This is a genomic window from Aeromonas sp. R2-4 (genome assembly GCF_040908365.1).
GTDB lineage: Bacteria > Pseudomonadota > Gammaproteobacteria > Enterobacterales > Aeromonadaceae > Aeromonas > Aeromonas veronii.
In genome coordinates, this window is the sequence record NZ_JBFODO010000018.1 from 1 (window position 1) to 17991 (window position 17991).

Below are 17991 nucleotides of genomic sequence, written 5' to 3' on the forward strand. Positions count from 1 at the left end.
GATATAAACGGCCGGTTTATATTGGTAATCTCTTTGGCTTGTGCAAAATTGCAACAAGGGGGCAAGATGAAGGGGGGTTGTCATTGCGGGGCGATTCGTTATGAGGTGCTGACTGCACCTTTTGCGGCCGATTTTTGTCACTGTCGGGATTGCCAGCGCACCACGGGTGCACCGGTCGGGGCCTGGATGGACTTTCGCATCAAGCAGGTAGAGTGGCTTTGCGGCAAACCGACCGAGTATGCGTCTTCAGATTTTATCAGACGGGGATTTTGTGCCAAGTGTGGCTCCACCCTCACGTATCGCAGCACCCAGTACCCTGAGTACCTCACGTTGGCTATCGCCTCTCTCGATAATCCAGAGGCCGTTGCGCCAACCTACCACATCCATACCGACAGCCAACAGCCCTGGTTGCCGATCCAGGACGATCATCCCCGTTATCGCAAAGGGAAGTAAAACCAGGGTAGCCCCAACAAAGGAGGTTGGCATGGAGCTGGTCGTTATCCGCCATGGTGAGACGCAAGCCAATGCGGAAGGACGGTATCAAGGTGCACTGGATATCGGGCTTAATGAGAGTGGCCAGAGGCACATTGCCCGATTGGCTGACGAGGTAGCGGCCACTCAGGCCCCGTTCGATCGGCTGCTGGCGTCACCCCTGCTGCGGACAAGGGAGAGCGCTGCCATCTTGTCTCGTCAGTTGGGATTGCATGTGGAGCTTGTGTCAGCCTTTCGTGAGAGGGATGTCGGCCTGTTTGAAGGGCTGACGCAGGCAGAAGCAAGGGATCGCTATCCCGAACTGTGGGCGCGCAATATCACCCGGCGCTGGGCTGACGTTCCTTCCGGTGGTGAAACCATTGATGAGGTGATTGCTCGGGTCTCGCAGGGACTCACGGAACTTGTTTCGACCATGCAAGGGGAGCGGATACTGCTGGTGGCGCACGGTGTGGTCGCCAAGGTGATCCGCGCCGTAACGATTGCCGGTTTTGATGACTTCTTTGAATGGCAATTGCCCAACGGCGGCATGCTGTCGGTGAGGCTCTCTCTGGATGATGGTGGCCCACTGCGCTTTAGCCGTCCCCTTGATGGTTGTGATTGAAAAGTGCACCAAAAGCATGACGAGAAAAAGCGCTACCGAAGAGAGTAGCGCTGTCTTTTGTATTCGTTGCGGTTGGTTATCTCTGCAGGCAAAGGTTAGCAGTGTCACCAGAGGGCAGGGGCGTGCGCCATCAGGTCGGCTCCGGTTCCTCTTTGCGGCAGCAGTTGCGCCCCTGTTTCTTGGCCAAATAGAGGGCGGTGTCGGCTCGTCTGACCATCTTCTCTACAGTGTCATGGCTACCATTGCTGGCGCTGATCCCGATACTGATGGTGAGGGAGATCTCAAGAGCCCCCTCCAGTGCATGGTGCTGGGATTCGATGGCGAGCCTGATCCGCTCGGCGCTGGCCCAGGCGAGCTCGAGGGAGGTTTCCGGTAGCAGCACGATAAACTCTTCGCCACCCCAGCGACCCAGCATGTCCACCTCCCGCAGCTGTTTGCTGATCCGCTTCACCAGACTCAGGATCGCCAAATCCCCCTGCTGATGGCCAAAGGTATCGTTGATCTCCTTGAAGTGGTCGATATCGATCAGCAGCAGGCTCATGGTATGGCCGAAACGCTGGCAGCGCTGCATCTCGGCGTTGACCAGCTCGTTGAAGCGGCGCCGGTTGGCAATACCGGTCAGGGGATCCGTGGTGGCGGCGACCTTCAACTCCTCCACCAGTCGGGCTCGCTCCGAGATATCCCGCAAGATGGCGGTCATCTCGGTGGTCGGGCCCAGATTGATCTTGGCGATGGTCACCTCCAGCGGAAATTCGCTACCGTCGCGGCGCAGACCCATCACCGAGGCGCGGGCATGCATCGGGCGCGAATTGATGGGGGAGCTGCTGAAGGCTTTGAAATAGGTTTCGTGATTGGCGCGAAAACGCTGGGGAAGCAGGGTTTCCAGCCGCTTGCCGAGATAGCTTTCGTCGATGCCGAACATCTCGCAGGCGGCGGTATTGATAAGCTCGATGCGTGATTCGCTGCTGACACTGATGATGCCGTCATAGGCGGAGTTGACCACCGCTTCGAAGCGACGGCGACTGGTGGTGAGCGCCTCTTCCAGCTGCTTTTTGGCAGTGATATCGATGGCGGTGACGATGATCCGGTTGATCCGGGCTTGCTCGGGGATGATTGGGGAGAGAATAAAGCGCCACCAACTGGTGCGCGAGAGGCTGTCGATGGGCAGCTCGCTCTCGAGCCCTGTCTGCATGCGCACACATTCGTGCATTGGCGGCTCGATGGTATTGGTGATGTAGCGGGGAAACATCTCGCTCAGCTGTTTGCCAATGCTGCCAAGGACATCCAGCTCGAACGCCTTGGCAAAGGTATCGTTGGCAGAGACCAGCACAAAGTGATCATCCTTGTCTAGGCTGAACACCGCCACGGCTGCGCCGATGGCGTCGAGAGATGACTTTATGCCGGCATGGGAACCCTGTGTAAACATGCGACCTCCACGGCGAATAACATATTGATATTCAGTATAGTGTGGTCGTTTGGCTAACTACTCTTCGATATCCAGCAACACCAGAATGGCGCTGTCGCCGCCCCATTCGCGGGGGGCCTGATGGAAGGCGCGCACATTGGGGTGCTGGGCCAGCCAGCTGGGAATGCGCTGCTTGAGAATATGTTTGCCGATGCCGTGCATCACCGAGGCGACGTGAATGTTCTCTTTTTGGCAGAGGGTGAGCAGGGCGGCCAGCTCCTGTTTTGCCTGCTGCTGGTTCATGCCGTGCAGATCGAGATAGATCTCCGGCGGATAAATGCCCCGTTTGAGCTTTTTCAGCTCAAATTTTGACACATCTTCCCGCACGTAACGGGTCGGCCCATCATCGTCGAGATGGGGCTGATACTCATCGCTGAAATAGTGGTCAACCCCAAGCTTTTCGCGGGTTTCGCGCAATTCGCGTTTCTGCTTGACCGGGCGTAACTCGGCCCTTATGGTATCTTGCTTGATTTTCCGGGTACCTTTTATCGCATCGCGGAACAGCAGGGTTTCCTCGTCTGTCGGTGAGGGCGTTTTTTTCATCAGATGCTCATGTATTAGGTATGCGTCTTGCCCGCAACGTAAACGGGGCTCGGGCCGGATATTACTCGACTTGGAGGTGGATTTGGACAAGATATTTATCGATGAGGTGGTTGCCGAGATGCACACCATCCAGGACATGTTGCGTTGGGCCATGAGTCGTTTCAACGACGCCGGGATTTTTTACGGTCATGGAACCGACAATGCCTGGGATGAAGCTGTGCAGCTGGTACTGCCCGCGTTACATCTGCCACCGGATGTAGACCCGGCCATGCGCCACTCCCGTCTGACCAGCAGCGAGCGTCACCGTATCGCCGAGCTGATTATCCGCCGCGTACAGGAGCGGGTACCGGCCGCCTACCTGACCAACAAGGCCTGGTATGCCGGTTGGGAGTTCTACGTGGACGAGCGGGTGCTCATTCCCCGTTCCCCCATTGCCGAGATGGTGGCCAACCGTTTCGCACCCTTCCTCAAACATGAACCGACCCGGATCATGGACTTGTGCACCGGCTCCGGCTGTATCGCCATCATCATGGCCCACGAGTTCCCGGAAGCGGAAGTGGATGCCATCGACATCAGCATCGATGCGCTGAACGTGGCTGAGCGCAACATCAACGATCACGGGCTGGAGCAGCAGGTCATTCCGATCCGCTCCGATCTGTTCCGCGATCTGCCAGCGGGCGACAAGTACGATCTCATCGTCTCCAACCCGCCCTATGTTGACTCCGAAGATATGTCGGATCTGCCGGACGAGTTCCGTCACGAGCCCGAGCTGGCGCTGGCGTCCGGCTCCGATGGTCTTAAGCTGACCAAGCGTCTGCTGGCCCATGCGGCAGATTTCCTCAAGGATAACGGCGTGCTGGTGGTCGAAGTGGGCAACAGCATGATCCATCTGGAAGCGCAGTTCCCCGAGATCCCCTTTACCTGGGTTGAATTCGAAAACGGCGGTCACGGCGTCTTTGTGATGACCCGTGACGAGCTGGTGCAGTATCAGGATCATTTCGCCATCTACAAGAACTAAGCAGGAGCGCGCATGGCAGGGAACAGTTTTGGTCAACTCTTTCGGGTCACTACCTTTGGCGAGAGCCACGGCCTGGCGCTGGGCGCCGTGGTTGATGGCTGCCCGCCTGGGCTGGAGATCAGTGAGGCGGATCTGCAGGGGGATCTGGATCGGCGCAAGCCGGGCACTTCCCGCTACACCACACCGCGCCGCGAGCCGGATGAGGTGAAGATCCTCTCCGGGGTGTTTGAGGGCAAGACCACCGGCACCTCCATCGGGCTGCTCATCGAGAATACCGATCAGCGCTCCAAGGATTACTCCGACATCAAGGATCTGTTCCGGCCGGGTCACGCTGACTACACCTATCACCAGAAGTATGGTCAGCGGGACTATCGCGGCGGTGGTCGCTCCTCGGCACGCGAGACCGCGATGCGGGTAGCGGCGGGGGCCATTGCCAAGAAGTACCTCAAACAGGTGCATGGCATCGAGATCACCGGTTTTCTCTCCCAGCTCGGCCCCATCAAGGCCGAGGCGTTTGACGCGGCGCAGATTGAGCAGAATCCCTTCTTCTTCCCCGATGCGGGCAAGCTGGAAGAGCTCGATCAATACATGCGCGACTTGAAAAAAGAGGGCAACAGTATCGGTGCCAAGGTGCAGGTCATTGCGCGCAATGTGCCGGTGGGCCTGGGTGAGCCGGTGTTTGATCGTCTCGACGCCGACATTGCCCATGCCATGATGGGTATCAATGCGGTGAAAGGGGTGGAGATCGGCGACGGCTTTGCGGTGGTGGAGCAAAAAGGCTCCGAGCATCGTGACGAGATGACCCCGTCAGGCTTTGCCAGCAACCACGCGGGCGGCATTCTGGGTGGGATCTCGTCGGGTCAGGATATCGTGGTGAGCATGGCGCTCAAACCGACTTCCAGCATCACTGTGCCGGGCAAGACCATCAATACCGAAGGCGAGGCAATCGAGATGATCACCAAGGGTCGTCACGATCCCTGTGTCGGCATTCGCGCCGTGCCCATCGCCGAAGCCATGCTGGCGCTGGTGTTGATGGATCACCTGCTGCGCCATCGCGCCCAGAACCAGGGGGTGTTGACCCATACCCCGCAGCTGCGCTGATCGCTTTTGCTGCTTATCGACTGAGCGTTCCCTGTTCGGGGAACAAGTTCGACAATACCAAAAAGGCGACCTTCGGGTCGCCTTTGCTATTTCAGGTGGCGGCTTATCCCGTCAATGCTTGCGGAGGGTGCGGGTCAGCAGATCCGCGGCGCCCGGATCGGCATTGAGGCGACACCTGGGGGGCGAGAACTTGTTGTGGGGTTTGGGCAAGGCATGAATGGCCTCGTTGACTTTGAGGATCTGTTCTTCGCTCACGCTGTTCTTGGCAAACATCAGACTGACCGGCTGGTGGTGTAGCAGCAGTTGGCAGCTGATAAACTCTTCGGCCCCCAGCTGGGCCAGCCGGTAGCGAGCATATTGCCACTCCATGATGATGCCATCGAGGCGGCGAGCCAGCAGCAGATCGATCATCCGCTCATCGGCGTTGTATTCGGTCGCCATTTTAAGCGCCGGGCAGCTATCCATCTGATGCATGGGGCGAGTGCCGCGCAATTTGCCTATCTTGAGCCCTTTCTCGTTGCACAACGCGGGCAGATTATCGAGTTGCGCCCAGCGATCCTGATGGCCCGGGATAGGGTCATTGCTCAGCAGCACATAGGCACTCTGGCGATAGGGGGTCGAGAAGCGGGCATAGCTCTGGCGCTCCGGCAGAGGGAGGGCGGCCATCGCCACATCCAGCTGATCGTGTTCTACCAGATGCAGTGCCCGCGCCCAGGGAAGCTCGCGAAACTTGGGGGCAAAGCCCGCCTGGGTAAGGATCTGGCGGGTCAGGCTGACATCCAGCCCATCCAGCTCACCTCGGTTGTTGATTTGGCTGAAGGGGGGCCAGTGACTCCAGGCCACGGTCAGGGTCTGACTGGCCTGCAGTGCAGGGCTTAGCAGCAGAAGCAGCAGGCTAATCCTTGCCTGCCAGCTGCCGCGGGGACGATATGACGTGGTCATAGTTAAACCTCGTTATTGTGTTCTTCTATCCCATGCTTTTGCCCTGCGAGCCATGCCTGCGAGGGCTGATATTGTGTTGCCAGTTAATAGTGTGGTGCGTGCTACATCAATCAACGGGATTATTCGGGGGGCAGGAGGGGAATTTTCTGTTCGTGCTGGGAGGAGCATCACATTTTTCTCGTTTATCCCGGGCAACTCCGTTAGACTGCGCCTCTATTCTTTCCCCTTTGCTCTGCTCCCCGGGGAAATCGTTGTTTTCTCAATAGGCCCAGATCTTGTGAGATGGCATCGGCTCAGCAGAGGAGCCCCACCACAAATCCCCGGCGCCCCTATCTCTAGCAGGTAATTATGAGTTTTACTTCCCTCGGTCTGGCCGAACCCTTGTTGCGTGCCGTTGCCGAACAAGGCTACGACACCCCGTCTCCCATTCAGCAGCAAGCGATCCCCGCCGTTCTGGCTGGCCGCGATCTGATGGCGGCGGCTCAAACAGGGACCGGCAAGACCGCAGGCTTTACCCTGCCGATGCTGCAACGTCTGATGGAGAGCAAGCGCAAGGTTTCTCCGAACCGCATTCGTGCGCTGGTTCTGACCCCGACTCGCGAGCTGGCGGCCCAGGTGGGCGAGAGCGTGCGTAACTACGGCAAACACCTGCCGATGCGCAGCCACGTGGTGTTCGGCGGCGTCAGCATCAATCCGCAGATGATGGCGACTCGCCGTGGTCTGGACGTGCTGGTGGCCTGTCCTGGCCGCCTGATGGATCTCTATAACCAGAACGCCGTCAAGTTCGACGAAGTTGAGATCCTGGTACTGGACGAAGCGGATCGCATGCTCGACATGGGTTTTATCCGCGACATCCGCCGCATCCTGGCCCTGATGCCGAAGAAGCGCCAGAACCTGCTGTTCTCCGCCACTTTCGCCGACGAGATCCGTGAACTGGCCACTGGTCTGCTGGATAACCCGGCTGTCATTGAAGTCGCCCCGCGCAACAGCACTGCCGAGCGTATCGAGCAGCTGGTGCACCCGTGCGACAAGGCCAACAAGATCGCGCTGCTGAGTCATCTGGTCACCAGCAACAACTGGCAGCAGGTACTGGTGTTCACCCGTACCAAGCACATGGCCAACCGTGTTGCCGAGACCCTCGACAAGAACGGCGTCAGCGCCGCCGCCATCCACGGTAACAAGAGCCAGGGTGCCCGTACTCGCGCGCTGGCCGGTTTCAAGGATGGTAGCGTCAAGGTGCTGGTGGCGACCGACATCGCCGCCCGTGGTCTGGACATCGACAAGTTGCCGCAAGTGGTCAACTTCGAGTTGCCGAACGTGGCGGAAGATTACGTGCACCGTATCGGTCGTACCGGCCGTGCCGGTGCTGCCGGTCACGCCATCTCGCTGGTTGCTGCCGATGAAGGCAAGCTTATCAAGGCGATCGAGCGTCTGACCAAGCAGAACATTCCGTGCGAGCAGGTGGCCGGTTTTGAAGCCTCCCGCGAGACCCTCGACAACATCGCCCGTGGTATCGGTGCGCCGCTGCGCAAAGAGCCTCGTGATCCGAGCGAGCAGCGCCGTGCGCCGCGTCCGCAAGGTCAAGGCCTGCGTCAAGGTGCCGGTCGTTCCGCCTCCAATGGCAATGCGGGTGGTGCACGTACCGGTAACGGTGGCAAGCCCAAGCCGCAAGGTGGTCAGCGTCCGGCTGATGGCGCTGGCAAACCGGCTCAGGCCCGTCGTCCACGTCGCTCTACCCACAACCAGTAAGCGGCTCGGGAGCTTGACTCCCCAGCTATGCGGTTGACTGAAAAAGCCCTGCCAATCTGGCAGGGCTTTTTGTTTTTTCAGCCATGCAATCGGCACTGTGTGGTGCAGCGAGAGCAACGCTAGATGGCGGAGAGGTACTGCTTTTGCATCGCCAGCCAGCGGCCGTTATTGATAAACGCCAGCTGTACCTTGAGCAGGGCCGCAATTTCCGCGCGGTGCTTTTTATCGAGGTAGAGAAAGACCTGTTCTTTGGTGATCTTCTGCCAGGGGGACGCCAGTGCAGGTTGAGAGGCGGGCCGCATCTTGATGAGCCAATCCACTTTGCCTCGATGCAGTTGGGCAAGCCCCTGCTTCTCATCGTTCAACCAGATGACCTGATAGTTGCCGAGGAAGCGTTCGCACCACTGGATGCCACGCAGGCAGCCAATCACGGTATCCTTGGCAGGGGGCCAGCTCGGGTTATCCCTTGGCTGACCATAAATCGCCACCTCTGAGATGGGGGCACCGATCTGCAGCAAGTGGGGATAGGTCTGATCAAAGCCCTTTATCCGGGCCATATCGCCATCGACGGCATGGTCTGCCTCAATCAACTTTTCGCAGCGGGCATAGGTGCAGGGGATCAACTGTAAGTCGATGCCGGCCCGGCCAAACCAGTCATGAATAAAAGGGCGCAATATCGCTGTGTGTTCGACCGCTGCCGCCAGCTTTAGCGGGGTTGCGTGGGCAACGGGAATCAGCCCGACAAGCAATAACCAGCCAATCCACTTCATATCGCACTCCTGAATCGGGCTTGTTCAAGCAGAACTGTTGCGACTATCTGTGCAGTAAAGAATAGCCGATGGGGATGGCTGCCAGACCGCTTCGCCAGCTATTCGTGACGGCCGGGTCAGGGGAGCAGCGCCGTGATCAGGATATGGGCCGCGCTCACCAGGATCACAGTGAAGGTCAGCCCCATTCCCACAACCCGATAACGGAAGTTCTCCGGCGTGCGGCTCATGCCAAATGCATGGCAGAGGCGGCCAAGCAGCAAGGCACTCCCCAGCAAATGAACCAGCCAGGGGGCATGGCTGCCGGTTTCGACGAAATAGATCAGCAGCAGGGCGAGGGGGACATACTCGGCAAAGTTGGCATGCACCCGCATGGCGCGCAACATGGCGGGATCATCCCCGTGCCCCAGCGCCACCTTGCGGCTATGGCGGGTGCGAATGGTACGAATGCTCAGCAACACAAACAGCAGGGCGAGCAGGGCTGCGTAAACAGGCAGTATGGTCATGGTATCTGGCTCCTTGTGTGATGATATCGAGTGGTTGGTGTTAAGAGACGCGATATTGCTCGGCATCTCAATGGTTTGCCTTGAGGGTAGCAGCAAACTGCCTTAGCACGACTGTCATCCACTCACTCGCCATCGGCCCAGCGCAGGCGCAAAAAAACAGCCCTGCCGAGGTGGCAGGGCTGTTTATTGATCATATTGATGGTGGGCAGAGCAGGGCCCCGTCATTACCCCTCGTAAGGGAGGGAGGAGTGGTGCAGCACGATGCGCACCTTGCCATCATCCCCCTTCTTGAAACCCCAGGTCTTGTCGACAGTGGTCTCCTTGTTGTCGCGATCTACCAGATGCACCTTGCCCATGGTCAGCGCCATGTCGCCGTTGATATAGACGGCGGCATTGTCATAGCGATAGCTCTGCCAGTTTTTCAGGGCGAACCCTTTGTCGGTGGGGTAGGCGCTGTTGTTGCCGACAAAGTAGGCCAGCGCCCCCTCGCGGTTGGTGCGAAAGGTCTGCTCGCCACCGGCGAGGGTGGGTTTGAACAGCACTGGCCCCTGCTGGTAGCCATAGGCGCTGTCGAGCACCGACTCGGCAGTCGCCTTGGCGCGCTCAATCCCACCGGCGCGATAGTCATCGCTGATCTTGATGAGCGCCGCGCCCCAACCATCCTGCGCGGCCTTGATCTCCGCCTCGGTAATATTGTTGTTGGCGATTTCGGCTGCGCTGAGTGCGCCGCTGGCGGCAAGCAGGACGAGGGCAAGGGTGCTCTTCTTGAGGTGCAACATCATTGTTTTCAAACTCCTGATAGCGATAAACGAGCGGGCAGTGTAGCGAAGGGGCATGAACGGTTTTTGAACTGATTATTCAGGGTTGGGTAGTAAAAAGGTCGGTATATAGCTGAAGGTTTGGGGGGGGCATGGCTGATGGAGGGGCCAAGAGCTGGTGTTAATGTGCTTGCATATTCTCATTCGCTCCACAGCTGATTATTATCAAAAGACTGAACGAAATCAGCATGACAAATAACTTTTCACTCACTAAGCTGATATACGTTTGATATAATCCCAGTCAAAATATAATGATGTTGAGACTCGGTAAATTACAAATAGATAACATTATTATTGATTGCTATGAGGTATTGTTGGCGTTTTTGTGATATGAAGTTTTTGATAGCAAATCAATCATAACGAGAAAAATGGAACCATCTTGGCTTTCCAATATTTAGTGGGTATTAAATGGTATTTTTAACTAACTTTAAAAATTGGAGATTGGGTAAATGGCTTGGGAAGATACACCACCTGAAATTTTGCGACTCGCAACATTCTTGAATGATTTTTATAAAGAGTCTGATAGAGGGGCTGTGTTGATGGCAGGCTCTATTCTTGATGAGGTGCTCGCGGGTATGATTTCTGCCTTTCTTATAGACTCTACAGAAAGTAAAAAATTACTTGAAGGATTTAATGCTCCTTTAGGTACATTTAGTTCTCGCATTCTGGCCGCGTATTCACTTGGACTAATAGAAGAACAAGAGTTTTCTGAAGTTGAGGCAATACGGAAAATTCGAAATATGTATGGACATGCTTGGAATGGCATTGATTTTAATGATCCTAAGGTAATGGCCCAGCTTGAAAAGTTACCTTTTAGTGATGAGACCGCTCGTGTGCGACTAAATCATACCGTAGCTAATTTATTGGGTGATTGGTTATGGCGAGAAAGTTACATCATAGAAGAGAAAAGGAAGATGCGTACTTGGCCAAATAAATCCGGTTTTGGACGTCACCATTCGAAAAAATGAATTAAATGGAGTTAGTTGAGTGTAAAAAGCCCCGCCAATCAGATTGGCGGGGCTTTGCTATTTGGGGCATTCAGTATCGGGGATTACAGCGCTGGCAGTATTCCAAGGCTGACGCTGATCTGGACGCCGACGATCAGCACGCCCATGGCGGCGGCCACTCCAAGCGCCACTGCGCCACCCGGGGCGCGGTAGTGGTGGGCAGGCGCCTGTTTGCGGCTCTGCCACACCAGCGCCACCGGCAGCAGTACCGCGAGGATCGCCAGCGCAATGGCTGCGTAGCCGAGGGCCATGATAAAGCCCTGCGGGAAGTAGAGGGCAAACAGCAATGGCGGCACGAAGGTGATGAGGCCAGTCTGAGTGCGGCCCTGCCAGTTGTCCTTGCGGCGGGTTGCCTTGGCCATAAAGTCGAACAGCCCCAGCGTTACCCCGAGGAAGGAGGTGGCGAGTGCCAGATCGGCAAACAGGTGCATCGCCTGATTAAACGCAGGCCAGCTCACCAGCTTGCCGACGTTGGCCAGCAGGCTGTCCAGCGCGCCGCCGGTTTGCAGCAGGGCTTGCTGGCCGAGCAGACCGAGGATCGCCACCTGCCACAGCACGTAGAGGATCAGCGGCAGGGCTGAGCCCCAGACAAAGACCCGACGCAACTGCTTGGGGCAGTCACCGAGGTAGAGCATCACGCTCGGAATGGAGCCGTGAAAGCCGAACGAGGTGAAGATGACCGGCAGGCCCGCAAGCAACAGGCCCTGACCCAGCGGCATCGAGAGCAGATGCTGCCCTTCGGTGCGGGGCAGCAGCAACGCCAGCACCACCACCATGATCACCAGTTTGACGGTGAACATTAGCCGGTTGAGGTAATCCACCGAGCGGGTGCCGACACAGACCATGCCGCCAAACAGCAGGGTAAAGGCCCAGGCGGCCTGCTCCTGGCTCAGGGTCATGCCCGCATCGGCCAGCGCCTGTGCCAGCAGGCTGCTACCGCCGCTGATGTAGGCGGAGGCCAGCGAGTAGAACAGCATCAGGATACAGAAGGAGGCGATGCGCTTGCCCCAGGGGCCGAGCAGATGATCCGCCAGCTGGTGCAGGTACCACTTGCCGGTGTTGAGGCTTGCCTCTACTTGCAGCATGGCGGTGAAGGCCATCAGGGCCCAGAGGCCGACCATCAACATCAGGGTGGCGGGGCCGCCGAGGGAGGAGGATGCCAGCGGCAGGGCCAACATGCCGGCACCTATGGTGGTGCCGGCAATCAACAGGGTACAACCCAGGGTTTTGGTATTCATGTTATCCATCCGAACGTAGCGGTGTCAGTGCAAACAGGCGATGTCAGCAGTGACGTCAACAAGAGGGGGCCAATTGGCGTTATCAGAAGGTGCCTCCGGTGATAGGGCCGGAGGCTAGCAATATCGGAACGGGAACATCTGTACCTAAAACCTGTCAGTTGTAAAAGATGGTTGCCACGTTAGCGGATCAAAATAGCGGAAACAACCCCTTTTATACGGATTTTGTGCTGGCTTGTGGCAACAAGTGGAAATAAATGATGACAGTGATGGCTAATTGCAGAAAAAAGCACCGAAAAAATGACTGGCAGGGGCTCATTGATACAGGTCAGCCAAGTGGCAGCAGCGCAGATAGGGGAGCGGGGAGGGCGTTGTATGAACGCTGGCGTGGCGTTGAGGGACAACAGGGGGGTGGCGGCCGGTTGTTTAGTCGGCCAGACGGTAGAAAAAGCAAAGCGGGCGGGTAGGGTTGTGGGGAAAAACAATAAGGCGGCCGATGCTGGCAGCCTTATTGTCATCTGTTCGCTTTACCCACCCATTGACAGCAAATCGGGTCTGCTGCGGTCAGGTTAGCGACGGCGCTTGAGGGTGCGGCTCACATAGTGCAGCCCGCTCTGGTATTCGCCATTTACCGCCTTGAGCGCTAGCTCCAGCGCCTGGCTCGCCAGCGCGTCGTGCTGCTGGGGCAGGGAGTTGATGCCAAAGGGGAGGAAGTCGAGCAGCCGATCGTCCCCGAAGGTGGCCATGGCGAGCTGGCTCATATCGGTCTCCTGCTCCAGCAGGTAGTCCAGTACCCCCTCCATCAGGATGTAGGAGGTGGTGATCAGCGCTTCGGGCAGCTGACCCAGCTGCTGGTGCAGATGTTTGATCAGGCGATACCCCTCGGTGCGCGAGAAGTGATCTCCCTCGCACAGGTGGCGAGCCGCGCTGTGACTGGCGACCGCCTGCTCGAAACCGGCTTTGCGCTCCTTGCTGATCGTGAGTGCTGGCAGCGCGGTGATCAAGGCGATATGGCGTAAGTTCGGGGTGAGCAGGGAGCTGGTGAGATCAAAGCTCGCTTTCTCGTTTTCACTGGCGACGGTGACGAACTTGTCGGCGGCCATCGCCCGGTCGATGGCGAGGATCTGGCTGCCTTGCGCCTGCAATTTGCCGTAGAAGGGGTCGTCCGGGGGCAGGCAGCTGGCCACCAGCAGGGCATCCACATGGCGGCTCACCAGCATCTGGGCCAGCTCTTTTTCGGTGGCGGGATCATCCTCCGAGCAGACGATGAGCAGCTGATATCCCTGCGCCCGGGCCCCCTGTTCCAGCCGTTTGGCCAGCTTGGCGTAACTGGCGTTCTCAAGGTCGGGCAGGATAAAGCCGAGGGTCTTGGTCTGGCCGCCACGAAGGGAGGCGGCACGGCTATCCGGCTGGTAGTTGTGGGCGGTGACAACGGCCATCACCTTGTCGCGGGTGGCCTGGCTGATGCGGTATTGGTCGGCCTTGCCATTGATCACATAGCTTGCCGTGGTGCGCGAGACACCGGCGAGGGCGGCGATTTCATCCAGTTTCATCATATTGGCTCTGTTTGAGTTGCAAGGCCCACGGTCACTGCCGGGTGAGGGCACCGAAAAGTGTGCGCGGGATCATATCATTGAAAAGCACTCTTTGTGGGTACTTGATCAATTCGCTGAAACGATTCAGTCTGAGTGTAAGTGAAACGATTCAGCCTGTCAGCAACGAAGAGACCCAGTGGCCTGAAAATCAGGCTCCGATCACAGTCAACCGTGTTCGGGTCTATTGTCAGCTGGCGAGTTACCCGAATGTTCAATTGTGACGTACCGGCGCGGCCGGAACCTGATGGAGAGTCTCTATGTTGAAGTTGGCGCGAGAGCAGATCTTGCTGGGACAGTCGGTGGCAACCAAGTCGGACGCCATTGCTCTGCTGGCAGGCAAACTGACCGAAGCCGGTCTGGTGGAAGCGGGCTATGTGGATGGGATGCTGGCTCGTGAAGCGCAGCATGCCACCTATCTTGGCAGCGGCATCGCCATTCCCCACGGCACCACCGATACCCGTCATCTGGTGAAGAGCACAGGCGTCATGGTGGCCCAGTTCCCCAATGGTATCGAGTGGGATGAGGGGCAGATCGCCTATGTCGCCATCGGCATCGCCGCCAAGTCAGACGAGCATCTGGGCATCTTGCGCCAGCTCACCCATGTGCTGGGTGACGAGCAGGCGGCAGCCCAGCTCAAAGAGGCCACCGATGCCGACACCATCATCAATATCCTGACCGGCGCCACTGCCGCCAAAGAGGTGCAATACCTGACCCTGGCCGACTTCCCGGCCGATGATCGCGACCAGCTGCTGCTGGGCGCGGCCGCCCGCGCCAAGTCCGCCGGTTGGGGTGATGCCGCCATGGTGAGCGCCCTGCTGGCAAGCGATCCCGCCTATCTGGGTGAGGGCGTCTGGCTCGCTCGAGCACAAGCGGCCCAGACCGGCTGGGTGCTGGCCACCCCGAGTAGCGCCCTCACGGCAGGGGTGCTGCCGGTCAGCTCCATGCTGCTGCTGTGCGCCGCAGATAGCAGCCATCTGCCGCAACTGGAGAATCTGGCCAAACTGGCGGCTGCCGGCCAACTCGCTACGCTGGCGGGCAGCGACGGGTTGGCCATGTTGCAGGCAGGGCCAGCGAGCGGTCTTAGTGAAACCTTCACCATCATCAACCCCCACGGCCTGCATGCCCGTCCCGGCGCCATGCTGGTCAAGGTGGCCAAAGAGTTTGAATCAGATATCCGGGTTGCCAATCTGGATGGCAGCGGCGAGGCGGTCTCCGCCAAGAGCCTGATGAAGGTGATCGGCCTTGGGGTCAAATGCGGGCACCGTCTGGCGTTTCGCGCCGAAGGGGCTGATGCCGAAGCCGCCCTCAAGGGGATCGGTGAGGCGATCGCCGCTGGTCTCGGCGAGGGGGCACACTGATGAAGATTGTCACCATCACCCTCAATCCGGCCCTCGATCTCACTACTCGCCTCGAGGCAATGAGCCTGGGTGAGGTCAATCTGGTGAGCGAGGCCAACCTGCGCGCGGCGGGCAAGGGGATCAACGTCGCCATGGTGCTCAAGGACTTGGGCTGCGAGGTGGGCGCCACCGGTTGGCTGGGCGCTGACAATGAACAGAGTTTTGTCTCCCTGTTTGCCGAGCGAGCGCTGGATGATCACTTTGTGCGCGTGGCGGGCAGCACCCGCATCAACGTCAAGATCTCCGAGCAGTCTGGTCGGGTCACCGATCTCAACCTGCCGGGGCTCACCATCCAGCAAGGGGAGGTGAGCGAGCTGGAGCAGACCATCGACGAGTTGGCACCTCATGCCGACTGGTTCGTGCTGGCGGGCAGCCTGCCCAAAGGGGTGGCTCCCGATTACTGCGCCCATCTGATCCGGCTGCTCAAGGCCAAGGGCAAGCAGGTGATCTTCGATTGCAGCGGCGCGGCCTTAAGCGAAGGGATCAAGTCGGCGCCGACCCTGGTCAAACCCAATCTGGAGGAGCTGAGCCAGTGGGCGGGCCGCCCCATCAAGACGCTGAGCGATCAGGTTGAGTGTGCCCGCGCGCTGCAGGCCAGCGGGATCCCCAACGTGGTGATCTCCAACGGCGCCGATGGCCTCATCTGGTTTGCCCCGGATGCCGTCTGGCAGGCGATTCCACCGCGGATGCAGGTGGTCAGCACCGTGGGTGCCGGCGATTCCCTGGTGGCCGGTCTCGCCCATGGTCTCAGCCTTGGCTGGGCGCCGGAGCAGACCCTGCGGCTGGCCACCGCCGTCTCGGCCTTGGCGGTCAGTCAGGTCGCAGTCGGCTTTGACGATATCAATGTGCTCAACCCTTTACTTGAACAGGTGCGCGTAGAGCGTCTGGATGCGCTGGCACCGGTTCAATGCCATACCCCCTCAATGGAAAACTCAGGAGATGCCCAATGAAAGCAATCTTGGTTACGGCTTGCCCGGCGGGCATTGCCACCAGCTTTCTCGCTGCAAAACGGATAGAACAGCAGGCCAAACTGGCTGGCTGGGAACTCACCCTCGACGTCGGCTCCAGTGTGCAACCGCGCCAGATCCCCTCAAAAGAGCAGATTGCCGCGGCCGACCTGGTGCTGGTTGTCGCCAGTGCTCCGGTGGATCTCGCTGCCTATGATGGCAAGCAGGTCTATCAGGGCAGCATGGATCTCGCCCTGCAGGATCCGGCCGCCTTGCTGGAGGCAGCCGCCAGCGGCGCCAGTGTCTATCGTCATCAAGCCGTCTCCGCCGTTGCCAATGCTGCCGCCAAACCGGCCGCCGCTGGCAAGCGCATCGTGGCGGTGACTGCCTGCCCGACTGGGGTGGCCCACACCTTTATGTCGGCAGAAGCGCTGGAGACCATGGCCAAACAGCTGGGTTATCAGATCCGCGTCGAAACCCAAGGCTCGGTCGGTGCCCAGAATGCCCTGACCGTCGAGGAGATTGCCGCCGCCGATCTGGTATTCCTCGCCACCGACATCGAGGTGGACATGGCTCGTTTCGACGGCAAGCCGGTCTATCGCACCAGCACAGGCGCAGCGCTCAAGAAAACCCGTGCCGAGCTCGACAAGGCCTGGAACGAGGCGAAAACCTATCGCCACAGCAGCGCCAGCCAGCCCAAGAAAGAGGAAAAAGCAGGCCCCTACAAGCACCTGTTGACCGGCGTCTCCTTCATGCTGCCGATGGTAGTGGCGGGCGGTCTCATCATCGCGCTCTCGTTCGTATTCGGTATTGAAGCGTTCAAGGTGGAAGGCACTCTGGCCGCGGCTCTGATGAAGATCGGTGGCGGCTCCGCCTTTGCCCTGATGATCCCGGTGCTGGCCGGTTACATTGCCTACTCCATCGCTGACCGTCCGGGTCTCGCTCCCGGCATGATCGGCGGCATGCTGGCAAGCTCGCTGGGCGCCGGTTTCCTTGGCGGCATAGTCGCCGGTTTCCTGGCCGGTTACAGCGCCAAGTACCTGAGCGACAAGGTGCGCCTGCCGGTGACCCTGGAAGCGCTCAAGCCCATCCTGATCATTCCGCTCTTTGCCAGCCTGTTTACCGGCCTGGTGATGATCTACGTGGTGGGTGGTCCGGTGGCCGGCATAATGAATGCCATGACCACCTTCCTCAACAACATGGGATCCGCCAACGCCGTGCTGCTGGGTGTCATCATCGGCGCCATGATGTGCTTCGACATGGGTGGCCCGGTCAACAAGGCGGCTTACGCCTTCGGGGTCGGCCTGCTGGCCTCCAAAACTTACGCCCCGATGGCTGCCGTGATGGCCGCCGGTATGGTGCCGGCACTGGGGATGGGGATCGCCACCTTCCTGGCCCGCACCAAGTTCATCAAGGCGGAGCAGGAAGCGGGCAAGGCCTCCTTCGTGCTGGGTCTGTGCTTCATCTCCGAGGGGGCCATTCCGTTTGCCGCCAAGGATCCGATGCGGGTCATCCCGGCCTGCATGGTGGGTGGCGCCCTGACCGGTGCGCTCTCCATGCTGTTTGGTTGCGAGCTGATGGCGCCCCACGGCGGTCTGTTTGTGCTGTTCATCCCGCACGCCATCAGCAACGTCATGATGTATATCGTGGCGATTGCGGCAGGCTCGCTGCTGACCGGTGTCTCCTACGCCATGCTCAAGCGCGGTGAAGAGCAGGCCAAGCTGGCCACGGCATAAGCCGCCAGCCAGCAACACGCCATACAAGAGAGCGGCCTTTGGGCCGCTTTTTTATTGCCCCAATTTATTGTC

Annotated in this window: 17 protein-coding genes; 9 read left to right on the forward strand and 8 right to left on the reverse strand. The window is 58.9% G+C overall.

The window, feature by feature from the left end; translation table 11 throughout:
• The first annotated feature begins 66 nt into the window (after positions 1 to 66).
• Together AB5Z05_RS08440 and AB5Z05_RS08445 are read left to right on the forward strand one after the other, a co-directional pair.
• Positions 67 to 453: a GFA family protein gene (locus tag AB5Z05_RS08440; RefSeq protein ID WP_279490771.1), complete on the forward strand. Its 387-nt coding sequence runs from the start codon at positions 67 to 69 to the stop codon at positions 451 to 453.
• Positions 454 to 484: 31 nt separating this feature from the next.
• Positions 485 to 1093 carry a histidine phosphatase family protein gene (locus AB5Z05_RS08445; protein WP_368151030.1) on the forward strand — a complete coding sequence of 203 codons (609 nt, stop codon included), beginning with the start codon at positions 485 to 487 and terminating at the stop codon, positions 1091 to 1093.
• Between the two features lie 130 nt (positions 1094 to 1223).
• On the opposite strand, the gene AB5Z05_RS08450 is transcribed toward AB5Z05_RS08445, so the two are convergent.
• Together AB5Z05_RS08450 and smrB are read right to left on the reverse strand one after the other, a co-directional pair.
• On the reverse strand, positions 1224 to 2519 hold the full coding sequence (locus tag AB5Z05_RS08450) for a diguanylate cyclase (protein ID WP_368151032.1): 1296 nt from the start codon (positions 2517 to 2519) through the stop codon (positions 1224 to 1226).
• Positions 2520 to 2576: 57 nt separating this feature from the next.
• Positions 2577 to 3101 carry an endonuclease SmrB gene (gene smrB, locus AB5Z05_RS08455; RefSeq protein ID WP_005333198.1) on the reverse strand — a complete coding sequence of 175 codons (525 nt, stop codon included), beginning with the start codon at positions 3099 to 3101 and terminating at the stop codon, positions 2577 to 2579.
• An 82-nt stretch (positions 3102 to 3183) separates the two neighbouring features.
• Here smrB and prmB point away from each other — a divergent pair, with 82 nt between their 5' ends.
• Both prmB and aroC read left to right on the forward strand, forming a co-directional pair.
• Positions 3184 to 4119, forward strand: a complete 936-nt coding sequence (gene prmB / locus AB5Z05_RS08460) for a 50S ribosomal protein L3 N(5)-glutamine methyltransferase (RefSeq protein ID WP_005360393.1) — start codon at positions 3184 to 3186, stop codon at positions 4117 to 4119.
• A gap of 12 nt (positions 4120 to 4131) precedes the next feature.
• Positions 4132 to 5220 (forward strand): chorismate synthase, encoded by a 1089-nt coding sequence (gene aroC, locus AB5Z05_RS08465; protein ID WP_236290099.1) that lies wholly within the window; start codon positions 4132 to 4134, stop codon positions 5218 to 5220.
• Between the two features lie 111 nt (positions 5221 to 5331).
• Here aroC and AB5Z05_RS08470 read toward each other — a convergent pair whose 3' ends face one another.
• Entirely contained in the window at positions 5332 to 6162 is an 831-nt protein-coding gene (locus tag AB5Z05_RS08470; protein ID WP_368151035.1) for a substrate-binding periplasmic protein, read from the reverse strand.
• A gap of 348 nt (positions 6163 to 6510) precedes the next feature.
• Here AB5Z05_RS08470 and AB5Z05_RS08475 point away from each other — a divergent pair, with 348 nt between their 5' ends.
• Complete coding sequence (locus AB5Z05_RS08475) at positions 6511 to 7911, forward strand: DEAD/DEAH box helicase (RefSeq protein ID WP_159143705.1); 1401 nt, start codon at positions 6511 to 6513, stop codon at positions 7909 to 7911.
• 119 nt (positions 7912 to 8030) lie between these two features.
• Here AB5Z05_RS08475 and AB5Z05_RS08480 read toward each other — a convergent pair whose 3' ends face one another.
• From AB5Z05_RS08480 to AB5Z05_RS08490, 3 genes are all read right to left on the reverse strand, one after another.
• Positions 8031 to 8681 carry a hypothetical protein gene (locus AB5Z05_RS08480; RefSeq protein ID WP_368151037.1) on the reverse strand — a complete coding sequence of 217 codons (651 nt, stop codon included), beginning with the start codon at positions 8679 to 8681 and terminating at the stop codon, positions 8031 to 8033.
• Between the two features lie 116 nt (positions 8682 to 8797).
• On the reverse strand, positions 8798 to 9184 hold the full coding sequence (locus tag AB5Z05_RS08485) for an MAPEG family protein (protein WP_139443796.1): 387 nt from the start codon (positions 9182 to 9184) through the stop codon (positions 8798 to 8800).
• Positions 9185 to 9408: 224 nt separating this feature from the next.
• Positions 9409 to 9966, reverse strand: a complete 558-nt coding sequence (locus AB5Z05_RS08490) for a hypothetical protein (RefSeq protein ID WP_058057663.1) — start codon at positions 9964 to 9966, stop codon at positions 9409 to 9411.
• A gap of 485 nt (positions 9967 to 10451) precedes the next feature.
• Here AB5Z05_RS08490 and AB5Z05_RS08495 point away from each other — a divergent pair, with 485 nt between their 5' ends.
• A complete protein-coding gene (locus AB5Z05_RS08495) occupies positions 10452 to 10970 on the forward strand; it encodes an MltR family transcriptional regulator (RefSeq protein ID WP_368151039.1) in 519 nt (172 codons plus the stop codon).
• A gap of 83 nt (positions 10971 to 11053) precedes the next feature.
• Here the strand turns inward: AB5Z05_RS08495 and AB5Z05_RS08500 are convergent, their stop codons facing one another.
• Both AB5Z05_RS08500 and cra read right to left on the reverse strand, forming a co-directional pair.
• Positions 11054 to 12247, reverse strand: coding sequence for an aromatic amino acid transport family protein (locus tag AB5Z05_RS08500; RefSeq protein ID WP_368151041.1), 1194 nt, complete (start codon positions 12245 to 12247; stop codon positions 11054 to 11056).
• Between the two features lie 566 nt (positions 12248 to 12813).
• Positions 12814 to 13800, reverse strand: coding sequence for a catabolite repressor/activator (gene cra / locus AB5Z05_RS08505; protein ID WP_168769922.1), 987 nt, complete (start codon positions 13798 to 13800; stop codon positions 12814 to 12816).
• A gap of 296 nt (positions 13801 to 14096) precedes the next feature.
• Between cra and fruB the strand changes: the two genes are divergently transcribed.
• Genes fruB through fruA form a run of 3 tightly spaced genes read left to right on the forward strand, consistent with a single transcriptional unit; the run spans position 14097 to position 17919 of the window.
• Complete coding sequence (gene fruB, locus AB5Z05_RS08510) at positions 14097 to 15197, forward strand: fused PTS fructose transporter subunit IIA/HPr protein (protein ID WP_368151043.1); 1101 nt, start codon at positions 14097 to 14099, stop codon at positions 15195 to 15197.
• A complete protein-coding gene (pfkB, locus tag AB5Z05_RS08515) occupies positions 15197 to 16186 on the forward strand; it encodes a 1-phosphofructokinase (RefSeq protein ID WP_368151045.1) in 990 nt (329 codons plus the stop codon). The genes fruB and pfkB overlap by 1 nt, the downstream gene beginning before the upstream one ends.
• A complete protein-coding gene (gene fruA, locus AB5Z05_RS08520) occupies positions 16183 to 17919 on the forward strand; it encodes a PTS fructose transporter subunit IIBC (RefSeq protein WP_368151046.1) in 1737 nt (578 codons plus the stop codon). The genes pfkB and fruA overlap by 4 nt, the downstream gene beginning before the upstream one ends.
• Positions 17920 to 17991: the final 72 nt, after the last annotated feature.